This is a genomic window from Bradyrhizobium sp. 4, assembly GCF_023100905.1.
In the GTDB taxonomy this organism is placed as follows: domain Bacteria; phylum Pseudomonadota; class Alphaproteobacteria; order Rhizobiales; family Xanthobacteraceae; genus Bradyrhizobium.
In genome coordinates, this window is record NZ_CP064686.1 from 5,387,879 (window position 1) to 5,408,717 (window position 20,839).

The window sequence follows — 20,839 nt, forward strand, 5'->3', positions numbered from 1 at the left end:
CGCCGATGGTCGCGCCACCCTGTTCGACTGCGCCTCAGACAGCTCGCTCACGCTCGGCTATCCGAACGAGCCCGTGTCGTATGTCGCCGATCGGATGGTTCTGGCCGACGCCGGCCGGGTGCCGATCGTCGAGCACGCGACCGGGCATCTCGTCCTGGTTGCCCGCAAGGATCTCCTGCGCATTTGCGCCACAGCGAGATCCGTCAAGACGCGGCGGTCCGCTTTCTTCGGCCCCGGCCGCCGCAAGCCGGCACATCACGCGACCGTCCTGGACGACGCGCCGACGACCTGATCGAGCTGGTCGAGCGAGATTTTGCGCAGGTCCCGGCTCTCGCGCAGCGCCTCGTACCAGTCGACGGTGAGACGCAGACCCTGGGCCAGATCGAGCTGCGGCGTCCAGCCGAGCTCGCTGCGCGCCTTGGCGCAGTCGAGCTTGAGATAGGCAGCTTCGTGCGGGTGCGGGCCGGCATCGGCCGTCCAGCGCGCGCCGTCGCCCCACAGCGCGATCAGATGTTCGACCACGGTCCCGACCGGCACCTCGCTTGCGGCATCCGGCCCGAAATTCCAGCCGCCAATGAAATGATCATCGCCCGCGAGCCGCTCGACCAGCGTGAGATAGCCGAGCACCGGATCGAGCGCGTGCTGCCAGGGCCGCACCGAATTGGGGTTGCGGATGCGCAAGGCCTCGCCCGCAAGGAACGCCTGCATTGCGTCAGGCACCAGACGGTCGCGCGCAAAATCGCCGCCGCCGAAGACGTTGCCGGCGCGCGCGGTCGCGATACGTGCCGCGTCCTTCGCATTGAAGAAGCTGTCGCGATAGGAGTGCGTCACGAGCTCGGCGCAGGCCTTACTGTTGCTGTAGGGATCGTCGCCGCCGAGCCGATCGACCTCACGAAAGGCGACACCCGCCCCGTTATTCTCGTAGCATTTGTCGCTGGTGACATTCAGGATCACCCGTACCGATCGCAGCTGCCGCGCGGCCTCCAGCACGTGCACCGTGCCCATCACATTGGTCGCAAAGGTCTCGACCGGCTCCTCGTAGGACGGCCGCACCAGCGCTTGCGCCGCCATGTGAATGACAATGTCCGGCGCGGCCTCAGTCATTGCGGCGCGCAAGGCGGAGAGATCACGAATGTCGGCGATGCGCTGCCTGATGTCGTCGGCGATGCGCGCCGTCACGAACAGCGAGGATGGATGCGTCGGCTCGAGCGCATACCCGTAGACGCTGGCGCCGAAGCGGCGCAGCAACAGCGAGGCCCATGCCCCCTTGAAACCGGTGTGCCCGGTCAGAAAGACTTTCTTGCCGCGCCAGAATGCGGGATCCGTCACCAGACTCTCCATTTGGCGCGGAGGTTCGCCCATTCGCCCTCCAGGAAATTGCGATCCCGCAGCGAATCCATCGGATGCCAGAAGCCGGGATGCACATAGGCGCGGAGATCGTCCCCACTCACGAGTTGCTCCATCGGCTCGCGCTCCCATATCGTCTTGTCGCCCTCGATGACATCACCGACCGACGGCGACAGCAGGAAGAAGCCGCCATTGATCCAGCCGCCATCGTCGTTCGGCTTCTCCTCGAAATTGACGACCCGGTCACCCTCGATAGCAACCGCGCCGAAGCGCTTTGCAGGCCGCACCACGGCGACGGTGGCGCGCCGCCCATGCGCCTTGTGGAAAGCGATCTCGGCGGCGAGGTCGATGTCGGCGACGCCGTCCCCATAAGTCAGCGCAAAGAAAGGCTCGTCCGCGACGTAAGGCAGCACCCGCTTCAACCGCCCGCCGGTCTGGGTGTCTTCCCCGGTGTCGACCAGGGTGACCCGCCAGGGCTCGGCAGTTTCGCGATGCACCTCCATTCGGTTTTCGGCCATATGAAAAGTCACATCGGACATGTGCAGGAAGTAGTTCGCGAAGTACTCCTTGATTATGTAACCTCGGTAACCAAGACAGATCACGAAGTCATTAAAGCCATAATGACTGTAGATCTTCATGATGTGCCAGAGAATAGGACGGCCCCCGATCTCGACCATCGGCTTCGGACGGGTGCTGGTTTCCTCGGCGATTCGGGTACCGAGACCTCCGGCAAGAATTACGACCTTCATTGATCTCTCCAGACGGGAACACGCATCCATCGCAACTTCTATACAACCGGCCGCGACCGGGAAAATCCATCCCAGCGAGAGGTTTAAAGGCAATAACTCAGCAGGAGCAACCCTCTTGGCATTTCCCTATAGCGGCATGAGGCTGACAGCCTCTCCGAGAACCGGTCGTGCCGTCAAATGGCTATGAAATTGCCGAATGTTCGTCGGCTCGGGGCAGCGGCTTCATCGGGTAGCATGCTTGCTAAAGACCGATCGAGCCCTAGCGTCAAGGACGGAACAGCAGACAGTTCACCGGCAGCCGGCGCAACATCGCCCCATCTGATCGCAAATCCGCTGTTCGAGGCGGTCCGGCACGACGTCAGTTTCCCGCTCTACACCGAGGTCGACGCGATCTTCAACCTGGCCTGCCCGGCCTCGCCGATCCACTACCAGCGCGATCCCGTCCAGACCACCAAGACCTCGGTGCACGGCGCCATCAACATGCTCGGCCTCGCCAAGCGGCTCAAGGCCCGCATCTTCCAGGCCTCCACAGTGAGGTCTATGGCGATCCGCTGATCCATCCCCAGACCGAGGATTATTGGGGCAACGTCAACCCTATCGGCATTCGCTCCTGCCACGACGAAGGCAAGCGTTGCGCCGAAACGCTGTTCTTCGACTATTGGCGCCAGCACGGCCTGCCGATCAAGTCGCGCGCGTCTTCAACACCTACGGCCCTCGCATGCAGCCCAATGACGGGCGCGTGGTGTCGTCCTTCATCGTCCAGGCGCTCAAGGGCGAACCGATCACGGTGTTCGGCGACGGCGGGCAGACCCGCTCCTTCTGCTATGTCGACGATCTCGTCGAAGCCATCACGCGGCTGATGGCGACCGGTGAGAACATCACCGGCGAGCTCGCCGAGAAGGTGATCAAGCTCACCGGCTCGCGCTCGCAACTGATCTTCCAGCCGCTGCCGCAGAACGATCCGCGCCAGCGCCAGCTCGACCTCACCAAGGCAAAGGCGGCACTGGACTGGGAGCCGAAGGTCGCGCTTGAGGACGGGCTGAAGGAGACCATCGCCTATTTCAAGCGTACTCGAGCTGGTCTGATCCAGCTCGCAACTTCCGTCGGCCGCGCAAGCGAGCTTCCGCAACGAGCGCACCGCAGGCAGCGAACCTGGAGGTGGCTTGGGCTGGGGATCAGCTACGGGCCGGCGAGCGGATGCGCTCCACCGCTTATCTCGTGCCCGTCTGTGGCAGCCCAACCGCCCAGCCCATAAATCCAAACAGTAGCGCCGAGTTCGTCGGCGAGCCACTCATCAAAAACTCGATCCCGACGAATATCAGGCCAGCAAGCAGAAAGGACGCGGCGGGATTCGAGTGCGTCCGCTTTGCTGCCGACATCACCGCCAAAACGAACGCAGCAGCCAAAAGCAGCGCTGCGACAACACCAACCTCGACTGCGGCTTGCAATACGACGTTGTGCGGCTCAGCCTTATAGCAAGATTGTTGAGCGAACGTTTCCGATGCCTTGGCCGAGAAGTCCAAGCTTCGGCAACAGGTTCAAGGCTTCCTCTGTGATTATTTGAATCGCAAAGGTACCCTGGGTATCGCTTGCCAAGACCGGAACGTTCTCCACGACAAGCCCGATGATCTTGCCGGACATCGCGGGACGCGCGGCCAAACCGATGACAATGCTCAGACCCCGACGCCGGCTACGGCAATCTGACGCCGGCTGCCCATCCTAGCCGTCGCAGCGAGCGTGACAGCCAGGGCGACGAAGGGTGTCGCACCATTGCTGCGGCAAACACGAACGCAGGCAAGGCGATCAAACCGCCAACAACACGCCATTGAAGCGACGACAAGTTCATTGAAAGCAAAGCAAAGACCAGGAAGCACCACGTCAGCGAAAAAACGGTCGGACCTTCGTGGAAACCAAGAACGAGCGGCTTGTACTCGCCGCTCCGATCGTAAACCACCGCCCAAGCCGTCAGCAGGGTCCCAACCAAAACGAGCGCCGCCGTGATGCAGGAGAAACGCGAGAGATCAAAACGACTACCCACGGCCCGAAACGCGGGATAGGCGGCCATTGAAAGGGCGAGCAGCGCATAGTCGCGATCAGTCGTCGTTCGACCGTTGACGACTACGGACGCCAACATGAGCGCTGCCAATGCAACGAACAAATAGTCTGCCGGTGGCGGCTGAAATTCCTCGCATGACGAGCAACGGCGCGATCATGACAGCCGCTGTCATGGCTGCATGGCCCTTCGTGCCACGCATGCCATACAAGAGAAGGACTGAGTTAGTTGAGACCCAAACCGCTATTGCTGCGTTCGTCAACCAAGTCTTCGTCATCGGTTTGATCGCTGACATCCGATCGCCGAGACGATCAATAATCCCATCGTTGTGACGAGAGGTGCAAAAAGCCCAATAGCATCGACGTCAATCATGACTACGAGCAAGACGCGCTACTACGCGTACCTGCTAGCATTGCGGCATCAACTTGTAAATATCGCGCTGCCAACTGAGCAGGCTTGGGTCGGCGCGCGTTCGTCGGGCACCTAAGAATTCGGTCACTCTGAGCGAACCATGGTCATGCGCATCCACGCTTTCAATCAGGTTTAGCCGCGCCGCGACGCCATCACATCCCGAGTCAGCCGGATGAAATCCGCAACGAACGCCTCTACGCGATGCTGCAGGTTCGGCAACAAATTTCGGACGAACGCAGGCCCGGTGGTTTGCGCAACCTGCAACATGTGATCGGCAAGCGACTTGGGGTCGCGGATGCCGAAATATCGCGCGCCGCCCTCGGTCTGTTCGCGATGGACATCGATGTCGGACAGGATCATCGGGACACCAAACGACTTCGCTTCTTCGACAGTGGTGCTCCACCCCTCGCACTCCGAAGGATTGATGAGGGCCATCGATGCACGCAGGAGGGCGTAGACGTGATCCAGCGGGATCATTCCGAGATGTCGAAAATTCATCTCCAAGCCGCGCGCCCCGACCTCCTTCATCATCGCCTCGAAAAGACCAGGCTCGCGGAAGTCTTGCGTGCTTCCCGACGCCGCGACAACGACGTCCAGCCCTCGAGATTTCAGCAGATCAAGCGCATCGACCACGATCTGGTGGTTCTTGTGCCGCCAGAACTGGTTGGGCAGATAGAAATATCGTGGTGGAAGGCCATAATGGGCGATCACGTCCGGCGGCTTCGTGGCGAGCAGGTTGACGGGGGGCTCGGTCGCAAACCGAACGACCGAGACGCCGTTTGAATTGCCCGGATAGAACCTTCTGAGATCTCCGAGCGCGCTGGCGCTGCTCAACATGATGTGCCGGCCGGACGCGATCTGAACCCGAAAGCCGATATCACGCCGCCAATAGGCGCCCCTGGAGAAAAGATGGGGAAGCAGGCGATGCTGGAAATCCGGGAACCATGCGACCGCGGGAAATGGCAGGCGCCAGCCAAAGAAGCGCGCAGACTCGAACACCATGTCGATCCTGCTGGCCTTGAATTCGGCGACGGCAGGCACGTCCAGACCAAAGACGATCGCGCGGGCGAGGTCCGTCGCACGGGCAAGACCGGTCGCTGCGTGATCGAACACCGGCGAGCGCACGACCTCGACGCCGGGAATGCCGGCCAACGCCGCGATCTCCTCGGGATCGTCCGCCGTTCCGGCAAACAGCACGGGTGCCACCGTTCCCGGAGAATGCCGGTTGAGCACCTCGAACAGATTGCGTTGATAGTTGTAGCCACCCGCCCATAGTCGACGTGGGATGTTGGTGAATGCAATCCGCAGCGGCGCGCGCTCAGGCACGAGCCTGGCTCCTGAACCATTCGACGTAGTCGGCCAGTCCGTGCTCGAGCGGGATACGCCAATCGAAATTCATGTCGAGCACGCGCCCGTTGTCCGCCAGCAAGCTCGTCGGGTCCCCTGGACGTCCGACGCCGGAAAAGCGCACGACCGTTTTGCTGTCCCAATGCCTGATCAGTCCCTCGGCAATCTCGGCCACGCTCACGCCGCGCCCCGAACCGCCATTGATCACGCCAAAATCGTCCTGCCACTCGGCCCCCGCGACGCGCGCCAGCAAGCGAACGACGTCGCGAACGTCGGTCCAATCCCTTATCTCGGCCCCCGTCCCTCCGAGATTCAGCGTTTCTACCTCGCTCCCCAGCCGAGAGCAGATATCCCAGAGCAGTTGCTTGCGAAGGTGAGGACCGTAGACAGAGAACAGCCGCACGGCCATGCAGTGAATGCCGAAGCTCTGGACGTAGCTTTGGCACAACTGTTCCATGACCAGCTTGTGGTGTCCGTAAGGCGACATCGGCAGAAGCGCCGCGCTCTCCGGAATCGGACCGGTATGATCGGCGCCGTAGACAGCGGCGCTTGACACCGCGATCAGCCGGCTGCTGGGCGCAAAACTTCGAAGCCATTCGAGCAGCCGCGCCGTGCTCGTCACGGTCCGCGAAAAATCCTCGAACGGGCGCGCGATCGACAGCCCAACCGACGACCCGCCGGCCAGATGGAAGACGTGCGACGGCAGGCCGTGCAAGGCGGCGAGCGCATTCAGATTGGCATCATCAACTTCACCGTTGATCCAGGCCTGCAAACCGAGGGCCTGTGCCTGGGCCGGATCCAGCGCACCGTGACCGACGCCATGGACCGCATGCCCGGCGCTCGCCAGTTCGCGAACGAGATGACGTCCGATGAATCCGTTCGCACCGGTAACCCACGTGGACATGTCCTAGACCTTGTGACAGACGAACGAATAGAGCCGGCCGGGCCGGTGGTCAAAGCGCTCGGCAAGCGAGAGCAGGGACTCGAAGACATGCTGCGAAGCAAACGCCGCGCGCCACAGCGGGCCGGCGGGAATCTTCCGCGTCAGTTTTTCGACGACCGCGGATCGCAGCGTCTGCATCGTATACGGGAACAGATTGATCGCGCTCTGCAGCGGAGCCAGTGTCCCGACAGTGGCGAACCCGGCCGACTTCAACGCGCCGGTATAGCGGTCGAGCAGGTAGGCATGCTCGCCCCCGTAGAGGTGATGCAGCGGGTGCTGATCGAGGAATTTTTGAAGATCGCCTTCCTTGCTGATCACGTGCTCGCGCGCCGCGATCAGCATACCGCCGGGGCGAAGCACGCGAAAAATCTCGCGGCAGGCACCATCAAGGTCGCGGGTATGATGCAGCACGGCGCGCGCGAAGACGAGATCGAAAGTGTTGTCGGCGAACGGCAGGCGCTCGGAAAACTCCTCGACCACCTGGATGGGCAGCTGCGTGCTCGCCGCAAGAGCCCGGATTGCCGCAGTGCCGACGATGGCGCTGCCATCGGGCTCGAGTGCAGTCACCTCAAATCCGCTGCGAGCCAGCGCGTAGCTGGCAATGCCGCGCCCCGCTCCCACATCGAGAGCCGTGCCAGAGCGCCCGGCCAGGAGCGCCGTGACCGCCTGCCATTCGGAACTCTGAAAATAACGCTCGGCGGCGGCGATCAGCGGATCATCGTAGAAGGCGTCGCGCACGAGCTGACCCTGATCCGGCTGATTGCGCAGCCAGACAACGGCATCCTCCCACGTCGTGAACTTGTCGTCACCGCTCATCGGACCGGAGCTCCCTGACCAGCACAGCCGGATTTCCGGCCACGATCGAGAAAGGCGGCACGTCCTTGGTCACGACGGCCCCGGCCGCCACCACGGCCCCCGGCCCGACCGTCACGCCGCGCAGCACCATGGCTCCCGCGCCAATCCAGGCATCATCGCAGATCCGGACCGGGCTTTCGTCGAGCGAGAGTTCGCGCGGATGACCACTTGTGAAGATCTGCCGGACCTGGGCATGCCGCGCGGCCGCCCCGATCGGATGGGTCAGACTGTCGAAAACATTTGCCGAATGGGAGATCAGAACCCGGTTTCCGATTTCGATGGAGCCGGCCGACCAGATCCGCGTCCCCTCCCCGACATAGCACCATTCGCCGATCTTGATCTCGCCGCCATGGGCGAAGGTCATGAGTTCGCCGAGGATCCGGCTCTGTGGGCCGATGACGATCCTGTCGGCATCGCCGCGGATGTTCCTGATCCTCGCGCTGGCTCCGAGCGCTGCCCCGTCATCGAGACGGCAAGTCGCCCGGCCCATCATGCGCTGGATCAGGTAGTCGGCATTGCGGCCGGTGAGCCGCTGGATCAGCAAGTTGAGGTTCATGCAATCAACTGAAATCGCGTCGTTCTGGACGCTCTAGCACGGCTAAACCCGTCCGACGAGGTCGCCGAACTGTTTCCATTGCGCGTCCTTGCTGTAGATGTCCCGGATGCGGGCCCGACCAAGCGCAGCGAACTCCGCCAATCTAGGCCAGTCCTGCAGACTGCGCGAAATGACCTCGACGGCCTGTTCGGGGCTATTGTAGGTCTCGATAGTCACCCCCTCCTGCATGCCGGCGGGATAGCTACCGGCGTCGGAGACAAGCAATGCGCCGCATCCCATCGTCTCGAAGCAACGCATGTTGCCGCGATCCGTGCCGGCCATGTCGATCGCGCCGTTGAACACGATCTTCGACGAGCCAATCAGTTCGTAGAGGGCTCTGCCGAACACCGGCGGCCTAGCAATGGCGGCGATGGCATCGGGGCGCCGGTGCTGTCGCAGTGGCAGCAATCGCCCGATCGTGCTCTCTGCGAGCCTGGTCAGGCGTGATGCATCGAGACAAAGCACGATATTGCGGTGATCGGCGAGCTGTGCGACCTGCTCCAGCGTCTTGGCGCGCACGCGATGATGTCGAGAATAGCCGCCGGCAAAGGCGACATCGATCGGGCGCTCGCCGTGGCCATACTCCTCCATCACCGGATCATGCGCCGGGAAGAATGTTTCGACCCGGCATCCGTTACGGCGCCAGATATCGAGGATAGAGGGAGCATTTCCGAGCACGGCTCGATAGGCAGTGAAATCGGCATTTCCCGACGGCGCGGCACGCCAGCACAGCGCCTTCTTCACGCAGCCCGGCAGCTTGGCAACGAATGCGCTTGGGTAGCGCACGGGATCGAGATTGTAGAATACCTCAGTAGCGTGATGCTCAATTTGCGCGAGCAGAATGGCCTCGAGCGTCGGCTCGCCCGACATACCCTGCTCGCGCGCCCAGCGGCGCTGCAGGACCTTGTCGTCACCGTTGGTGAAGAAGGCGTCCGGCGAACCGTCGAGCACCGGTTGAAGAAAATGCGACGCGCCGAAACGGTCGTGCAGAAACACGCGCCGCCGCTCCGCGAAGCTTTGCGTGCCGGCCGCGAGCTGGTTCAACCGCGGCAGATAGGACGGATATAGGGCGCTATTCTGGAACAGACGCATCGTTTACGCGTACCTCGCCAACATCCATTTCATATTCAGATACGGCCAGATCCGCCCGACCGACTCCCAGTCCCAGGACTTCGTCGCCGTCAAACGGCTGACCGCCGCGCGCAGGCCCGCTTCATCCACCAGTTCCGCGAACGCCGGCACATTCTTGTTCAGCAGGTCAGCCGTCCAGCCGGCCAGCGGTCCGTTCAGCCATTCCGGCATCGGCGAATTGAAGCCGACCTTGCGGCGAGCGGTGCGAATGGACTCCGGCATCAAATTGGCCATCGCCCCCCGGGCAACAGCCTTGGTATAGCCGTCTGCCGACTTGCTGCTTTCGGGAAGCGCCATCGTATAGGTCACCAGCCGCCAATCCATGAACGGCATGCGGACTTCGACGCCGTGCGCCATCGAAAGGCGATCGAAGTTGCGCAGGATGGTGGGCAGCACCGTGCTGTGAAACATCCGATAGAGGCGCTTGTTCAAGCCACCCCATTCACGCGGCAGCACATCGTCCTCCGCTATCAACGGGAGCGGGGCGGGAAGATTGCGCAGCCCACCGCGCAGAAAATACACGCCCTTCCGCTTGAGGGCCAACGCACGGAGGACATCCACACAACGCCGGGCCAGTTTCGAACGTGACGCGAGGTCCTCCGCCGCGTTCCGTATTTGAAACGCGCGCGCTTGTCCTTCCTGCAAATAGCCGCCCATCAGCTCGTCCGCGCCGTGGCCGTCGAGTGACACCGTCACGTTGTTCTGGGTCAATTGGCGATAGAGCAGCCATATGGCGCTGGGCAACGCGATGTAGACGTCATCGAGATCGTCGAGAATCTGATCGAGGTCCGTCAGCGCATCGGCCTGTCCGATTTCGAGAAAAGTTGGCGCGACATTGGCCCAGACGGCGGCCTCCTCGGCCATCGGCCTCTCGTCGTTCAAGGCGCCGGGGAACGTCGCAACAAAGGCGTGACGCCATGCCGCGCTGTCACGCGGCCCCATGCCTTCTTTCTCGTGCGCCGCCATGGCGCAAATCACGGCCGAGGAATCGAAGCCACCCGACAGGCATGTTCCGATTGGCACATCGCTGCGCATGCGCAGCGCCACCGCATCCTGGAACAGCTCGCGAAAGCGCGCGACACGCTCGGCTTCGGTGGCCGGCACCGGTGGCAGATGGTCCACGGTCCGCCACCAACGCTTGACACTGACCTTGCCCTGGCGAAGCCACATGCAGTGGCCGCCCTGCAGGCGGCGAACCTGGCGAAACAGGGTCCGCTCGCTTCCTTCGATCCCGAAGGCATCGAGGAGCAGCCGGCGCGCAACCTCCATGTCGACGAAAGTATCGATCAGTCCGCTCCGTACCAGCGCCCGTTGCTCGGAGGCGAAGATGAATCGTTCCGGCGACGTGGCATAGAGCAGCGGCTTGATGCCGAAGCGGTCGCGCGCAAAGAACAGCTCGCGGGTGCTCGTGTCGAAGATCGCCAAGGCCCACATGCCGTTGAAGCGGGGCAGCATGTCCTCCCGCCAGGCCTGCCAGGCGGCCAGGATCACTTCGGTATCGGATTGGCTGCGGAACACCGCGCCCTGCGCCTCGAGTTCGCGGCGAAGCTCGAGGAAGTTGTAGATCTCGCCGTTGAACACGATCACATGGCGGCCGTCCGCGGACAGCATGGGCTGATAGCCGCCCTCGCCGGGATCGATGATCGCCAGGCGGCGGTGGCCGAATGCGAGGCTTCGGTCCGCGCTGAACCAGGTCCCCTCGCCGAACGGACCGCGATGCGCGATCAGGCTGGTCAGCCGCGAGATGTCGGCCGGTTCGACCGCATCGCCACCCAGATTTACGATGCCTGCGATTCCGCACATGTCCTAGACAGTCTTGAGGGGCCAGAAGCGAGCGACGATCGAACGAATATCTTGCCGGCAAGCCCTTCGATACGGACCCAATTGCGACGCCGCAACCACGATTGCGAAAATGATCGCGGCCGTCCCCGACGAAACAGCTCCCACCGACCACCAGGACGGCGCGGGCTGGAATGGCGCGCGGTCGAGACCGTACCGCACCGCCAGCGCCGTCGCGATGCCGATGCCGAGCGGCATCAGCACGCAATGCACGATGCGCGACCACATGCCGGCGACGTCAAAACTACGGCACAACAGGAAGACAATGGTCGCCATCTGCGCGATCATTCCGGCGCATGCGCTCCAGCCTGCGGCCTGCCATCCGAAGCGTGGCAATGCGATGGCACTGGTCACGAGTGTGACGACACCCGTGGTCAAGGCGATAAGCGCGTTGGAGCGCGACCGCCCGTGCGCGAGCAGGTAAAAGCCAAAGACGTTCGCGCTCGATCCGAGGATCCCGGCAATCGACAGGACGACGAGAACCTGTGCAGCCTCGGCCGCGACCTCGGCGCCGGTCCAAACATGCAGCAGCGGACCGGCCACGGGGATCAATCCGCCGAGCGCGCTTGCGGCCAGGACGTTGAGAATCCACGACGATCGGAACAGCAGATCGACCTTGCGGTCCTCGCTCTCCCCCTGCAGCGTGCTGAAGAAGGGAAGCAGGATCTCGCCGATCTTCAGGATACCGATATAGGTCGCCTCCTGCAGGCGCTGCGCGACGCCGTAGAAGCCGACAAACTGCGGTTGCAGCAGTGCGCCAAGCAAATATCGATCGGCCTGCCCCGCAAGCAGCGCACCACCCTGTGCGGCAACCTGCCATCCGCCGAACCGAACCAGCCTACCAAGCGCCTCGCGATGCAATGCTGGAGGCGCCAGCCACTGACGCATTTGGCCGCGACACCAAGCCAGCGCCAGCAACAGGCCGATCGCCAACCCCAGCGCCTGGCAACCCAGGAATGTCGATGCGTATGGCGCGGCGGGGATCAGGAGGAGCATCGAAAGAGTCGAGACGACAGTGCTGACGATGCCGATCGAGGCGATCCGGCGATAGTCTTGCCGCGCGGTGAACAACGAAATGAAGATCGCCGATACACACTGGCACAACCAGCCGATACCGGCCAGCGCGAAGGCCAGCGCGAGATCCTCGGCGGCCGGACCGGTCAGATGAAATCCGAGACGCGCGAGCGGAGCCCCGGCAACCAAAAGGAAAATGGCGATTGGCCCGCCCGCGCCGACCGCGAGAATGGCCGCGGTCGCGAACAGGCGTCGCGCGTCGTCGCGGTCGGACGGCTCCAGTCGCTGTGCAAGCTCGCGCGACGTCGACAGCCCGAGCGCGTTGCTGAACACCAGTGCCGGCGCAATGCATGCGGTGACAAGACCCGCGACGCCGAATGCCGCGAGGCCAAGATGGGTGATCACGAAAGGCAGGATGGCCAGGTTCAGCACCACGGCTACCACGAACGTCATCGCATTCCAGGCGGAATTCCCCAGCAGATCGGGCGGTGTTTTTCTCAACCTCATGCCAGCCACCCGGCTACCACCTCAACAAGCCTTTGCCCCGCGCCGGTCAGGGTTCCCCCAAGGCAGCGCGAATTCGGGCTAGCAGTCGGTTCACGGAATGTCGATAGCCGGCGGCGGCCGCAGCCGCCACGGTTTCGACCGTTCTTTCGGGCTCGTCCGGAGGCTTCCCGGACAGATCACGGACGTGTGCGGCCCGATCCCCGAAAAGCACGATCAGAGCCCATCCGACTCGCCGTTCTTGGGCGTCGAGCGCGGCACGAAAGGCGAAGATGGGTCAGTCAGGCCCGGCATCGTTGGCCTTCCGCCGGCATCCGCGGGCGGGCCCGCGGGAGGGGCTGCGTCCGGCCGCTGGAGCGCCAGCACCTCGCTGCGCTCGCCCTGCTTGAAGGTCACCTCGCGCGGCTGCACGGAGGTCAGCGACCAGCCGCCGAGCGATTCGCCCTGCCGCAGGCGCACGACCTTTTGATCGGTGCGGTTGACGAGAATCGCGATGGCATCGCCCTCGCCCACCACGGCCCCGACCAGCAACAGCGGCGGCGGGGCCTCGACGGGCTTGGGGGGCGGTGCGGACACATCCTCGACCGGCGATGCCACGACCGCGCGCGGCGGCGGCCGGCGCATGGCCGAGAAGATCGGGCGCTCCTGGGTCGCGGTCAGGGCCGAGAGTGGCACCGACCACAGCGGATTGCCGCGAGGAGCGGGCTTGGTCGAAGCCTGCTGCGGTGGCCGCGCGATCGGGCGCATCGTTCCGACATCGACACTGTCGGCGGGGCTGCCCGCAGCATCGTCGGACAGGACATCGATCCGCGATGAGGTGGCGGCCATGGTCCCGGCGGGGCCCAGAACCACGCACAATACGGCCAGTCCTGTCGGTCTCAACCACCCGGACATCGACATTCCCCTGCGACCACCGTTCGCACGAAAAGACGGCGAGGCGTCCGCGCCAAACTAGTTCCGATCGTCAGCGCCATCAACCTAAAGCGTGCTGCCGGACCGACGGCAAAGCCATTTGCTCCGCAGATGTTGCAATGCATGAATATGTTGCCCGAGGGCCACGATGGTCGAAAATGCAAGGCGGAACAGGGCGGAACCCGATGCAGATGGATATCCGTTCATTGCGGCACGCTGCAACGCTATGAGATCATGGCGAAAGCGCCGGGCCTTGCCACGCGCCTCCGTTACCTCGTTTGCGACTATTTCTTTGCTGATTTGAGAAGACCTGATGGCTGGACCGACGAAGGCTGGTGGGCGGAACGGATACGGGCTGCGATCGGGCCTGCGCCACTCCCTGGCGACCCTGCTGGCGACCACTGCGCTCGGCGTCGTCGCCGCGCACGCCCTGGACGGCGACTGGGTCGGCGGCACCAGCGACTGGACGGACGGCACGAACTGGTCGTCCAACCCGATTGTGCCGGATGTAACCGCGACGTTCACGAACACCGGCAGCACGGCCGTCGACAACAACAACGGCGTCGTCGTCATCGGCACGATCAACTTCGCGAACACGGCGCAGGCCTACTCGGTCACGATCGGCAACCCGTTCATCATCAACGGGACGGGTATCATCAACGATTCCGGCAATGCGCAGAATTTCGAAGTCACCTCCGGCAACAATCTGGTGTTCCAGAACAGCAGCACCGCGCGCGGCGGTGTCGGCGCCGGGGCCGTAATCATCACAAACGATGCCGGCGGCACCGTCAACTTCCTTCAGAACAGCACCGCGGGATCGGCAACCCTCGTCAACAACAACTTCGTCACGTTCGAGGATTCCAGCTCTGCCGGCAACGCCCTGATCACCAACAACGCCAACGGCCAGATCGATTTCTTCACCAGCGCTTCCGCTGGCAGCGCCACGATCAACAACCTCGCTTCGGCGACGCTGAACTTCCACAACAATACCACCGCCGCAACGTCGACCATCACCAACGACGGAACGGTGAACTTCGACGGTTCCAGCACGGGCGGCAGCGCGCGTTTCGTTAACAATGTCGGGGGCACGGTCGATATTTCCGGCCTGACCAGCACCGGCATGACGGCGGGCTCGATCGAAGGCGCCGGCAATTACGTGCTCGGCGCCAAGACCCTCACCACAGGCAGCGTCAACACCTCCACCCAGGTCGACGGCGTGATCTCCGGCACCGGTGGCGGACTGACCAAGGTCGGCACCGGCACGCTGACGCTGACCGGCATCAACGGCTACACCGGCCCGACGACGATCTCGGCGGGGACGCTGGCGATCTCGGGCTTCGGCAGCATCGCAAGCTCCAGCGTCGTCACGGTGAATGCGACGCTCGATATCTCCGCGGTGTTGTTCTCGTTCAATCCCATTACGACACTCGCCGGTAATTCTGCTGGTATTGTCAACATGGGTGCCAACAGCCTCGTCATCACCAATGGTTCGACCGAATTCGCAGGCGTGATCCAGGGCACAGGCGGGCTTGAGGTTTTCGGCGGAACGCAGACGCTATCGGGCGTGAACACCTACAGCAACGTCACGCAGATCGATTCGGCCGCGACCCTGGCGCTGAAGGGCAGCGGCTCGATCGCCAATTCGCTCTATGTCGCGTTCTCAGGCCCCGGTGCAACGCTCGATATCTCCCAGACCACGTCCGGGGCTTCGGTCACCCAGCTGTTCTCGTTCGGCGCCAGCGGCGTCGTCGCGCTGGGATCGAAGACCCTGACGATCACGAGCGGCAATTCCTTCGGCGGCGTGATCCAGGACGGCGGCATTGGTGGCGGTACCGCGGGCAATCTCGCGATCGCGAACGGAGCTGTGCAGCAGCTCTACGGCACCAACACCTATACCGGGACGACAACCATCGCGAGCGGCGGCGAACTGGATCTCATCAACTCCGCCGGCAGCGACGGCAGCATCGCAACCTCGCGCAATGTCATCGCCAACGGCATCTTCGACATCTCGGCCCTGAGCGCCGGCACTTCGATCAAGTCGTTGGCGGGCTCTGGTAACGTCAACATCGGCGCCAACACACTGACGATCACCAACGGCATCGGCAATTTCGCGGGCGTGATCGACGATGGCGGCGCGGGCGGCGGCCTGACGATCGCCGGCGGCAAGCAGACGTTGTCCGGCGCTAACACCTATAGCGGGCCCACCACCGTGAACGGCGGCACGCTGGTCGTCGATGGGTCGATCCTGAGCTCGACCACCGTCAACGCGGGCGGCACACTCGCCGGCAGCGGCACGGTCGCCGGCGTTGCGGTCAATGGCGGTACGCTCGCCCCAGGCAGCACAGCGACCCCGTTCGGCCCGCTGACGATCAACGGCCCCCTGAGCTTCACAGCGGCCTCGACCTATCTCGTGCAGGTCTCCTCCAGCAATGCCAGCCTCGCCAATGTCAACGGCGCGGCCACGCTCGGCAACGCGACGGTGAGCGCGATGTTCGTCTCGGGCACGATCAAGAAGCAGTACACGATCCTGTCGGCGACTGGCGGTTTCGGCGGCACCGCCTTCAACGCAGCCGTCCTCTCCAACCTACCGACGATCAACGCGTCGCTGAGCTACGGCACCAATAATGTGTTCCTCAATATCGGCGTGAACTTCGCGCCGAGCGGCGGCCTCACCGTCAACCAGCAAAACGTTGCGACCACGCTGGCCAACTTCTTCAACTCGACCGGCGGCATTCCGGCAGCCTTCGCTGCGCTGACGCCGGCCGGGCTGACGACAGCCTCGGGCGAACTCGGCACCGGCATCATCCAGTCCGCGATCAATGCCGACGGGCAGTTCCTCAATTTGATGCTCGACCCGACCGTTATCGGCCGCTCGGCCGGTTTCGCCAAGGCGGGCAGCGTGGCGCAATTCGCCGAGAGCGACGACGCGGCCGCCTATGCGTCGATGCGCCCGGCCAACGCGCGCGAGCGCGAGGCTTATGCGATGGCGACCAAGGCGCCGCTGCTCGTCTCGCAGCCCGCCAGCCGCTGGAGCCTCTGGACGGCCGGCTATGGAGGCTCGGCACAAGTCGGCGGCAATGCACCGGTCGGCTCGCAAGACCTCACCGCACGGGTCTGGGGCGGCGCGGCCGGCGCCGACTACAGGGTTTCGGTGGACACGCTGGTCGGCTTCGCGCTCGGTGGCGGTGGACTGAGCTACTCGCTCGCCAATGCGATGGGTTCGGGCTCGGCAGACCTGTTCCAAGCCGGCGTCTATGGCCGGCACAATTTCGGACCGGCCTATATCTCCGCCGCGCTCGCCTATGGCTGGCACGACGTCACCACCAACCGCACCGTGGCGCCCGGCGGCTTCGACCAGCTGCAGAGCCGCTTCAAGGCCGACACCTTCTCGGCCCGCTTCGAGGGCGGCTACCGCTTCGCGACGCCAATGATCGGCCTCACCCCCTATGCGGCGGCGCAGGTGACGAACTTCAACCTGCCCAGCTACTCCGAAGTCAGCCTCAATGGCGGCGGACTGTTCGCGTTGAACTATGCCTCGCAATCGCTGACCGACCCCCGCTCCGAGCTCGGCCTGCGCACCGACAAGTCGTACGCGATGCAGAACGGCGTGCTGACGCTGCGCGGTCGCGCCGCCTGGGCGCACGACTACAACCCGGGCCGCGCCGTCCTCGCGCTGTTCCAGACCCTGCCGGGCACCAGCTTCGTCGTGAACGGCGCCCGGGTCGACGCCGACTCCGCGCTCGTCAGCGCCAGCGCCGAGATGAAATGGCTGAGCGGCTTCTCGATCGCCGGCACCTTCGACGGCGAGTTCTCCGGCAACGTCACCAGCTATTCCGGCAAGGGCGTGTTCAAGTACGCTTGGTGAGCCGACGTCGTGAGTTGACGAGGCCGCCCTACTTCCCCGCCTGCCATTGACCGGAGACGCCCAAAATCACCCTGACGCGGCCGCTGGCCGCATCACTCAGCGCCGTGGTCTGCGGCACCTGGACGTCGAGCTGGTCGACGAACAGGAACGGCATGCCGGCTTCGAGATCGTACAGAAGCCTCTGGAGCGCGGGCTGCTCCAGCTCGCAGCTGACGACCAGGCCGACGAAGCCGTCCTTGGTCTGCGCGCCCGTGACGTCGACCTGCGAGGACTGGACCGAGCCGCCCACATCGGCGACCGCGGCCGCAACCCGCTGCAACAGATTGGCGCCCGCGACCGTTACGGTCGGCCCCTCCAGAAACGGCGTGCCGGGATGCTCGGCCGAGAGGGCCGCGGCGCTCTTGGCGCCGCTCTTGCGGCCGCGCAACTGGTCGAGCAGGTCGGAGGTCTGTGCCAGCGCCTGGCGGTGGGCGATGACGTCGGCGATCGACAGCCCCGCCATCAGCAACAGCCCGCCGGTGATCGCGAGATAGAGCGTGACCGCGATCAGAGGCGAGCCGACGAGCGCCCGCTCAACCGCATTTCCGTTTGCGACCTTGGCGCTGCTCATGATCTTGTTCATGGCGCGTTCCTCGGTTCGATCTGTGCCTCGATGTGGAAGCGTTCGCCGGGATCGGATGGGCTACGCGTCGTCGGAGCGTAGAAGGTCGCGCGGGTGAAATGCTGGGACTGCTCGATCAACGGGATCAGCGAGGGCGCATCGCGGGTGATGCCGCCGATCTGAACCTTGTTGCCGGCCAGATGCAGCTCGGTGACATAGGTGTGGTCCGGCAACAGCCGGCTCAGCGATTCCAGCACGATCACACTCGCTGGCGTCTCGTACTTACGGCGCTCGAGCAGCGCGAGCGGCGAGCGCTCGCCGCTGTCGTTGCCGCGAAGTGCGGCGCGACGCTGGCTGATCTGGCGTTCGAGCTCGCTCTGCCGCGCGCTGAGGCTGTCGGCCAGGTAGCTTGCCGCGACCGATCCGATCACCGCTGCGACCGCCGCGAGAACCAGCACGGCTTGCAGCGTCCGGCCCAGCCGCACGGGGTCGATCGCCCCGCGCGATCTTTGCTCGAACACCTTGATGCGCCTGCCCTCGGGCGTTTCCGTCACGATCGCGATCGCCGTCGGGTGGAAGGACGACACCGCCTCGACATAGGTCATCGCCAATTTGCGCGGTGCCGCCGCGATCTCCGTGGAGATGCTCTCGCTGCCATGCGCCACCGGAACGCTGCAACCGAATACGGCCTCGCTCGCGCTCCAGGGCGTCAGCCGGTCGATCTGCGCCCGCACGATGCCGTCCAGGAAATCGGCCGCGCGCGCCGGTAGCTCCAGTGGTCGGAACAGGAAACGGGTCGGCCGCAGCACGATCTCGATGCGGCTACCGCGGACGATCTGCGCAAGATCGGCACCGATGAACTTACCATCCTCGAACGCGATTTCCTTCGGGACGTTCTCCGCCTTCGCCGCATCCAGCGCGAACGCGCCGCTCTCGAGCTCGACCACCCGCACCACGCGCGGCGATACCATCCGCTCCAGCCCGGCAACGACCGTGCCGGCGACGGTGCCGGTCCATGCATCGATCACGGCGCGAAGGGAGTGGAGCGAACTCATCTCACAGAGACTTTCCGGCGGAGCCGTCATAGGCGTTGTGCCACGACAATACACGATACGGCTCATCGCCGTTTTCGAGAAGCAGGATGACGATCTCGGCCGAGCTGCGCCGATGCGAACGCACCTCGACCGCGACCGTCAACCGGTACGCCCTCGAGCCCTCGACCGTCGCGTTGACGGCGCCGGCGAGCCCAATCAGAGATCGCGGGTCGACGTTGGGATCGGTGCGGTCGCGCAGCACCTGTTGCAGCATTCCGGGCGTCATGCCCGGCAGTGCCGCAACCACCTGTGGCGCGGCGTCGAGCACGTTCACGGTCCGCATGTTGCTGAACACCGTGACGAAGGGCAGCGCGCGTTCCACGACGGCGGCCGGAATGCCGCGCACCAGCCAGAGCTCGTCGCTATGCGGGAACGGCGCGTGGCGCGGCAGATAGGACGCGCCGAGCGTGCGATAGTAGGAATCCTCCGGATTGTCCTGGCCGGGCTCCGTCGACGCTCGCCAAGCCAGGATCCGGTCGGCGTAAACGGGCGCGTCCGCCGCTGCGACGCCGAGCGCCATCATCAGTCCCGCGAGCATCGGCTTCGGCGCCATGTTGAGATCGACGCGCGCGGCTTCCGACCGGAAGGTGACGCTGACACGTCCGGCGCCGACGCGGGCATCGAAGGTGCCGCTGGTCGGACGCGTGGCCTCGTTCTGCGCCGTCAGCCGGTACGCCGCGAGTTCGAGCCCGGCATTCACCAGCGCATCCGCCTGCAACCGGTCGGCATTGACGGCGACCGTGACCGCGGTGTTGGTGACATAAGTCAGGTAGATCAGCGCCAGCGCAGCCAGCGCCGCCAGCATCCAGAGCACCGCAACGACGATGAAGCCGCGGCCGTCACGAAGTCTCGCACGCCCGTGCCTCGCTCCGCTCACAGCTGCTGCTCCTCTTTCTCCGCCTGTTGCGGTCGCGGGCGTGCCGTCACGCAGGTCGTCGGATTTTTCGCCCGCGCACATTCGGCCGGGGCCGTGATGTGCGGGGTCACCGCGCCTGAGACCGAGAGGACCTGGCCGGTGGCACTGTTGCGCACCGTGATGCGGATGCGATCCGGCAGCCGTGTCTGGCCGCGCCAGGTCGGCAGCCACAGACCATCCGGCCCGGCATAGCTGAAGCTCACGCGGAACGGCGCGCGGATCAGCACGACCTGGTCGACGAAGCGGATCTGGCCGTCGGTCGGCATCGGCTGGAACGGTGCGCGCTCGCGCACCAGCGCGAGCCCCTGTGCGTCGGCCTTCTCGACCAGGCGGATGAATTCGAGCCCCGGGCGCGTGCTCGGGCCGAGCGCAGTGCGCAGGAAGGTCACCGACAATTCGGCGCCGTCGAACAGCGGCGCCCTGGCGTCGCCGTTGACCGTCATCTGCTCGGCAACCGACAGGTCGGCGACGATGCGGTCGAGGCCGGTTGCGAGACGCTCGGCCTGCTGCACGCGGGCGATGCCGCGATTCCAGTTCGGCAACCATTGCGCCGTCACGGTCGCCAGCGCCGCCAGGATGACGGTCATCAGCAGCGTCGCGAGCAACACTTCGAGCAGGGTGAATCCCGCTTCGTCGGCCAGCGCGCGGCGCAGGCGCTTCATT

18 protein-coding genes and 1 pseudogene are annotated in these 20,839 nt (G+C 64.4%); 3 read left to right on the plus strand and 16 right to left on the minus strand.

Annotated elements, in window-relative coordinates:
- Nucleotides 1-73 precede the first annotated feature (73 nt).
- Nucleotides 74-292, plus strand: coding sequence for a hypothetical protein (locus IVB45_RS25645; protein ID WP_247356655.1), 219 nt, complete (start codon nt 74-76; stop codon nt 290-292).
- On the opposite strand, the gene rfbG is transcribed toward IVB45_RS25645, so the two are convergent.
- Together rfbG and rfbF are read right to left on the minus strand one after the other, a co-directional pair.
- Nucleotides 256-1,329 (minus strand): CDP-glucose 4,6-dehydratase, encoded by a 1,074-nt coding sequence (gene rfbG / locus IVB45_RS25650; protein WP_247356653.1) that lies wholly within the window; start codon nt 1,327-1,329, stop codon nt 256-258. The genes IVB45_RS25645 and rfbG overlap by 37 nt on opposite strands.
- On the minus strand, nt 1,326-2,096 hold the full coding sequence (gene rfbF, locus IVB45_RS25655) for a glucose-1-phosphate cytidylyltransferase (RefSeq protein WP_247356651.1): 771 nt from the start codon (nt 2,094-2,096) through the stop codon (nt 1,326-1,328). The genes rfbG and rfbF overlap by 4 nt, the downstream gene beginning before the upstream one ends.
- A 251-nt stretch (nt 2,097-2,347) precedes the next feature.
- Here rfbF and IVB45_RS25660 point away from each other — a divergent pair.
- Nucleotides 2,348-3,162, plus strand: a pseudogene (locus tag IVB45_RS25660) (UDP-glucuronic acid decarboxylase family protein); the annotation flags it as partial.
- 404 nt (nt 3,163-3,566) lie between these two features.
- Here the strand turns inward: IVB45_RS25660 and IVB45_RS25665 are convergent.
- From IVB45_RS25665 to IVB45_RS25710, 10 genes are all read right to left on the minus strand, one after another.
- Entirely contained in the window at nt 3,567-3,737 is a 171-nt protein-coding gene (locus tag IVB45_RS25665) for a hypothetical protein (protein ID WP_247356649.1), read from the minus strand.
- 49 nt (nt 3,738-3,786) lie between these two features.
- Entirely contained in the window at nt 3,787-4,230 is a 444-nt protein-coding gene (locus tag IVB45_RS25670; protein WP_247356647.1) for a hypothetical protein, read from the minus strand.
- Between the two features lie 462 nt (nt 4,231-4,692).
- A complete protein-coding gene (locus IVB45_RS25675; RefSeq protein WP_247356645.1) occupies nt 4,693-5,886 on the minus strand; it encodes a glycosyltransferase family 1 protein in 1,194 nt (397 codons plus the stop codon).
- Nucleotides 5,879-6,811: an NAD(P)-dependent oxidoreductase gene (locus IVB45_RS25680; protein WP_247356643.1), complete on the minus strand. Its 933-nt coding sequence runs from the start codon at nt 6,809-6,811 to the stop codon at nt 5,879-5,881. The genes IVB45_RS25675 and IVB45_RS25680 overlap by 8 nt, the downstream gene beginning before the upstream one ends.
- Nucleotides 6,812-6,814: 3 nt before the next feature.
- Complete coding sequence (locus IVB45_RS25685) at nt 6,815-7,588, minus strand: methyltransferase domain-containing protein (RefSeq protein ID WP_346015286.1); 774 nt, start codon at nt 7,586-7,588, stop codon at nt 6,815-6,817.
- Between the two features lie 67 nt (nt 7,589-7,655).
- A complete protein-coding gene (locus IVB45_RS25690) occupies nt 7,656-8,261 on the minus strand; it encodes an acyltransferase (protein ID WP_247356638.1) in 606 nt (201 codons plus the stop codon).
- Between the two features lie 42 nt (nt 8,262-8,303).
- Nucleotides 8,304-9,344, minus strand: a complete 1,041-nt coding sequence (locus IVB45_RS25695; protein WP_247356636.1) for a glycosyltransferase — start codon at nt 9,342-9,344, stop codon at nt 8,304-8,306.
- A 51-nt stretch (nt 9,345-9,395) separates the two neighbouring features.
- Nucleotides 9,396-11,234: an asparagine synthase (glutamine-hydrolyzing) gene (gene asnB / locus IVB45_RS25700; protein ID WP_247356634.1), complete on the minus strand. Its 1,839-nt coding sequence runs from the start codon at nt 11,232-11,234 to the stop codon at nt 9,396-9,398.
- 3 nt (nt 11,235-11,237) lie between these two features.
- The gene (locus tag IVB45_RS25705; RefSeq protein ID WP_247356632.1) at nt 11,238-12,791 is read right to left on the minus strand and encodes an oligosaccharide flippase family protein; all 1,554 of its coding nucleotides are present in this window, start codon (nt 12,789-12,791) and stop codon (nt 11,238-11,240) included.
- A gap of 213 nt (nt 12,792-13,004) precedes the next feature.
- Nucleotides 13,005-13,616, minus strand: coding sequence for a hypothetical protein (locus tag IVB45_RS25710; protein ID WP_247356630.1), 612 nt, complete (start codon nt 13,614-13,616; stop codon nt 13,005-13,007).
- A gap of 397 nt (nt 13,617-14,013) precedes the next feature.
- Here IVB45_RS25710 and IVB45_RS25715 point away from each other — a divergent pair, with 397 nt between their 5' ends.
- Nucleotides 14,014-17,565 (plus strand): autotransporter outer membrane beta-barrel domain-containing protein, encoded by a 3,552-nt coding sequence (locus tag IVB45_RS25715; RefSeq protein ID WP_247356628.1) that lies wholly within the window; start codon nt 14,014-14,016, stop codon nt 17,563-17,565.
- Nucleotides 17,566-17,593: 28 nt separating this feature from the next.
- Here IVB45_RS25715 and gspM read toward each other — a convergent pair whose 3' ends face one another.
- Genes gspM through IVB45_RS25735 form a run of 4 tightly spaced genes read right to left on the minus strand, consistent with a single transcriptional unit; the run spans nt 17,594 to nt 20,838 of the window.
- Nucleotides 17,594-18,175: a type II secretion system protein GspM gene (gene gspM, locus IVB45_RS25720; protein WP_346015288.1), complete on the minus strand. Its 582-nt coding sequence runs from the start codon at nt 18,173-18,175 to the stop codon at nt 17,594-17,596.
- Between the two features lie 8 nt (nt 18,176-18,183).
- Complete coding sequence (locus tag IVB45_RS25725; protein WP_247356623.1) at nt 18,184-19,221, minus strand: PilN domain-containing protein; 1,038 nt, start codon at nt 19,219-19,221, stop codon at nt 18,184-18,186.
- A 1-nt stretch (nt 19,222) separates the two neighbouring features.
- Nucleotides 19,223-20,137 (minus strand): type II secretion system protein GspK, encoded by a 915-nt coding sequence (locus IVB45_RS25730; RefSeq protein WP_247356621.1) that lies wholly within the window; start codon nt 20,135-20,137, stop codon nt 19,223-19,225.
- On the minus strand, nt 20,134-20,838 hold the full coding sequence (locus IVB45_RS25735) for a general secretion pathway protein GspJ (protein ID WP_247356619.1): 705 nt from the start codon (nt 20,836-20,838) through the stop codon (nt 20,134-20,136). Before IVB45_RS25735 ends, IVB45_RS25730 begins: the two co-directional genes overlap by 4 nt.
- Nucleotide 20,839 lies beyond the last annotated feature (1 nt).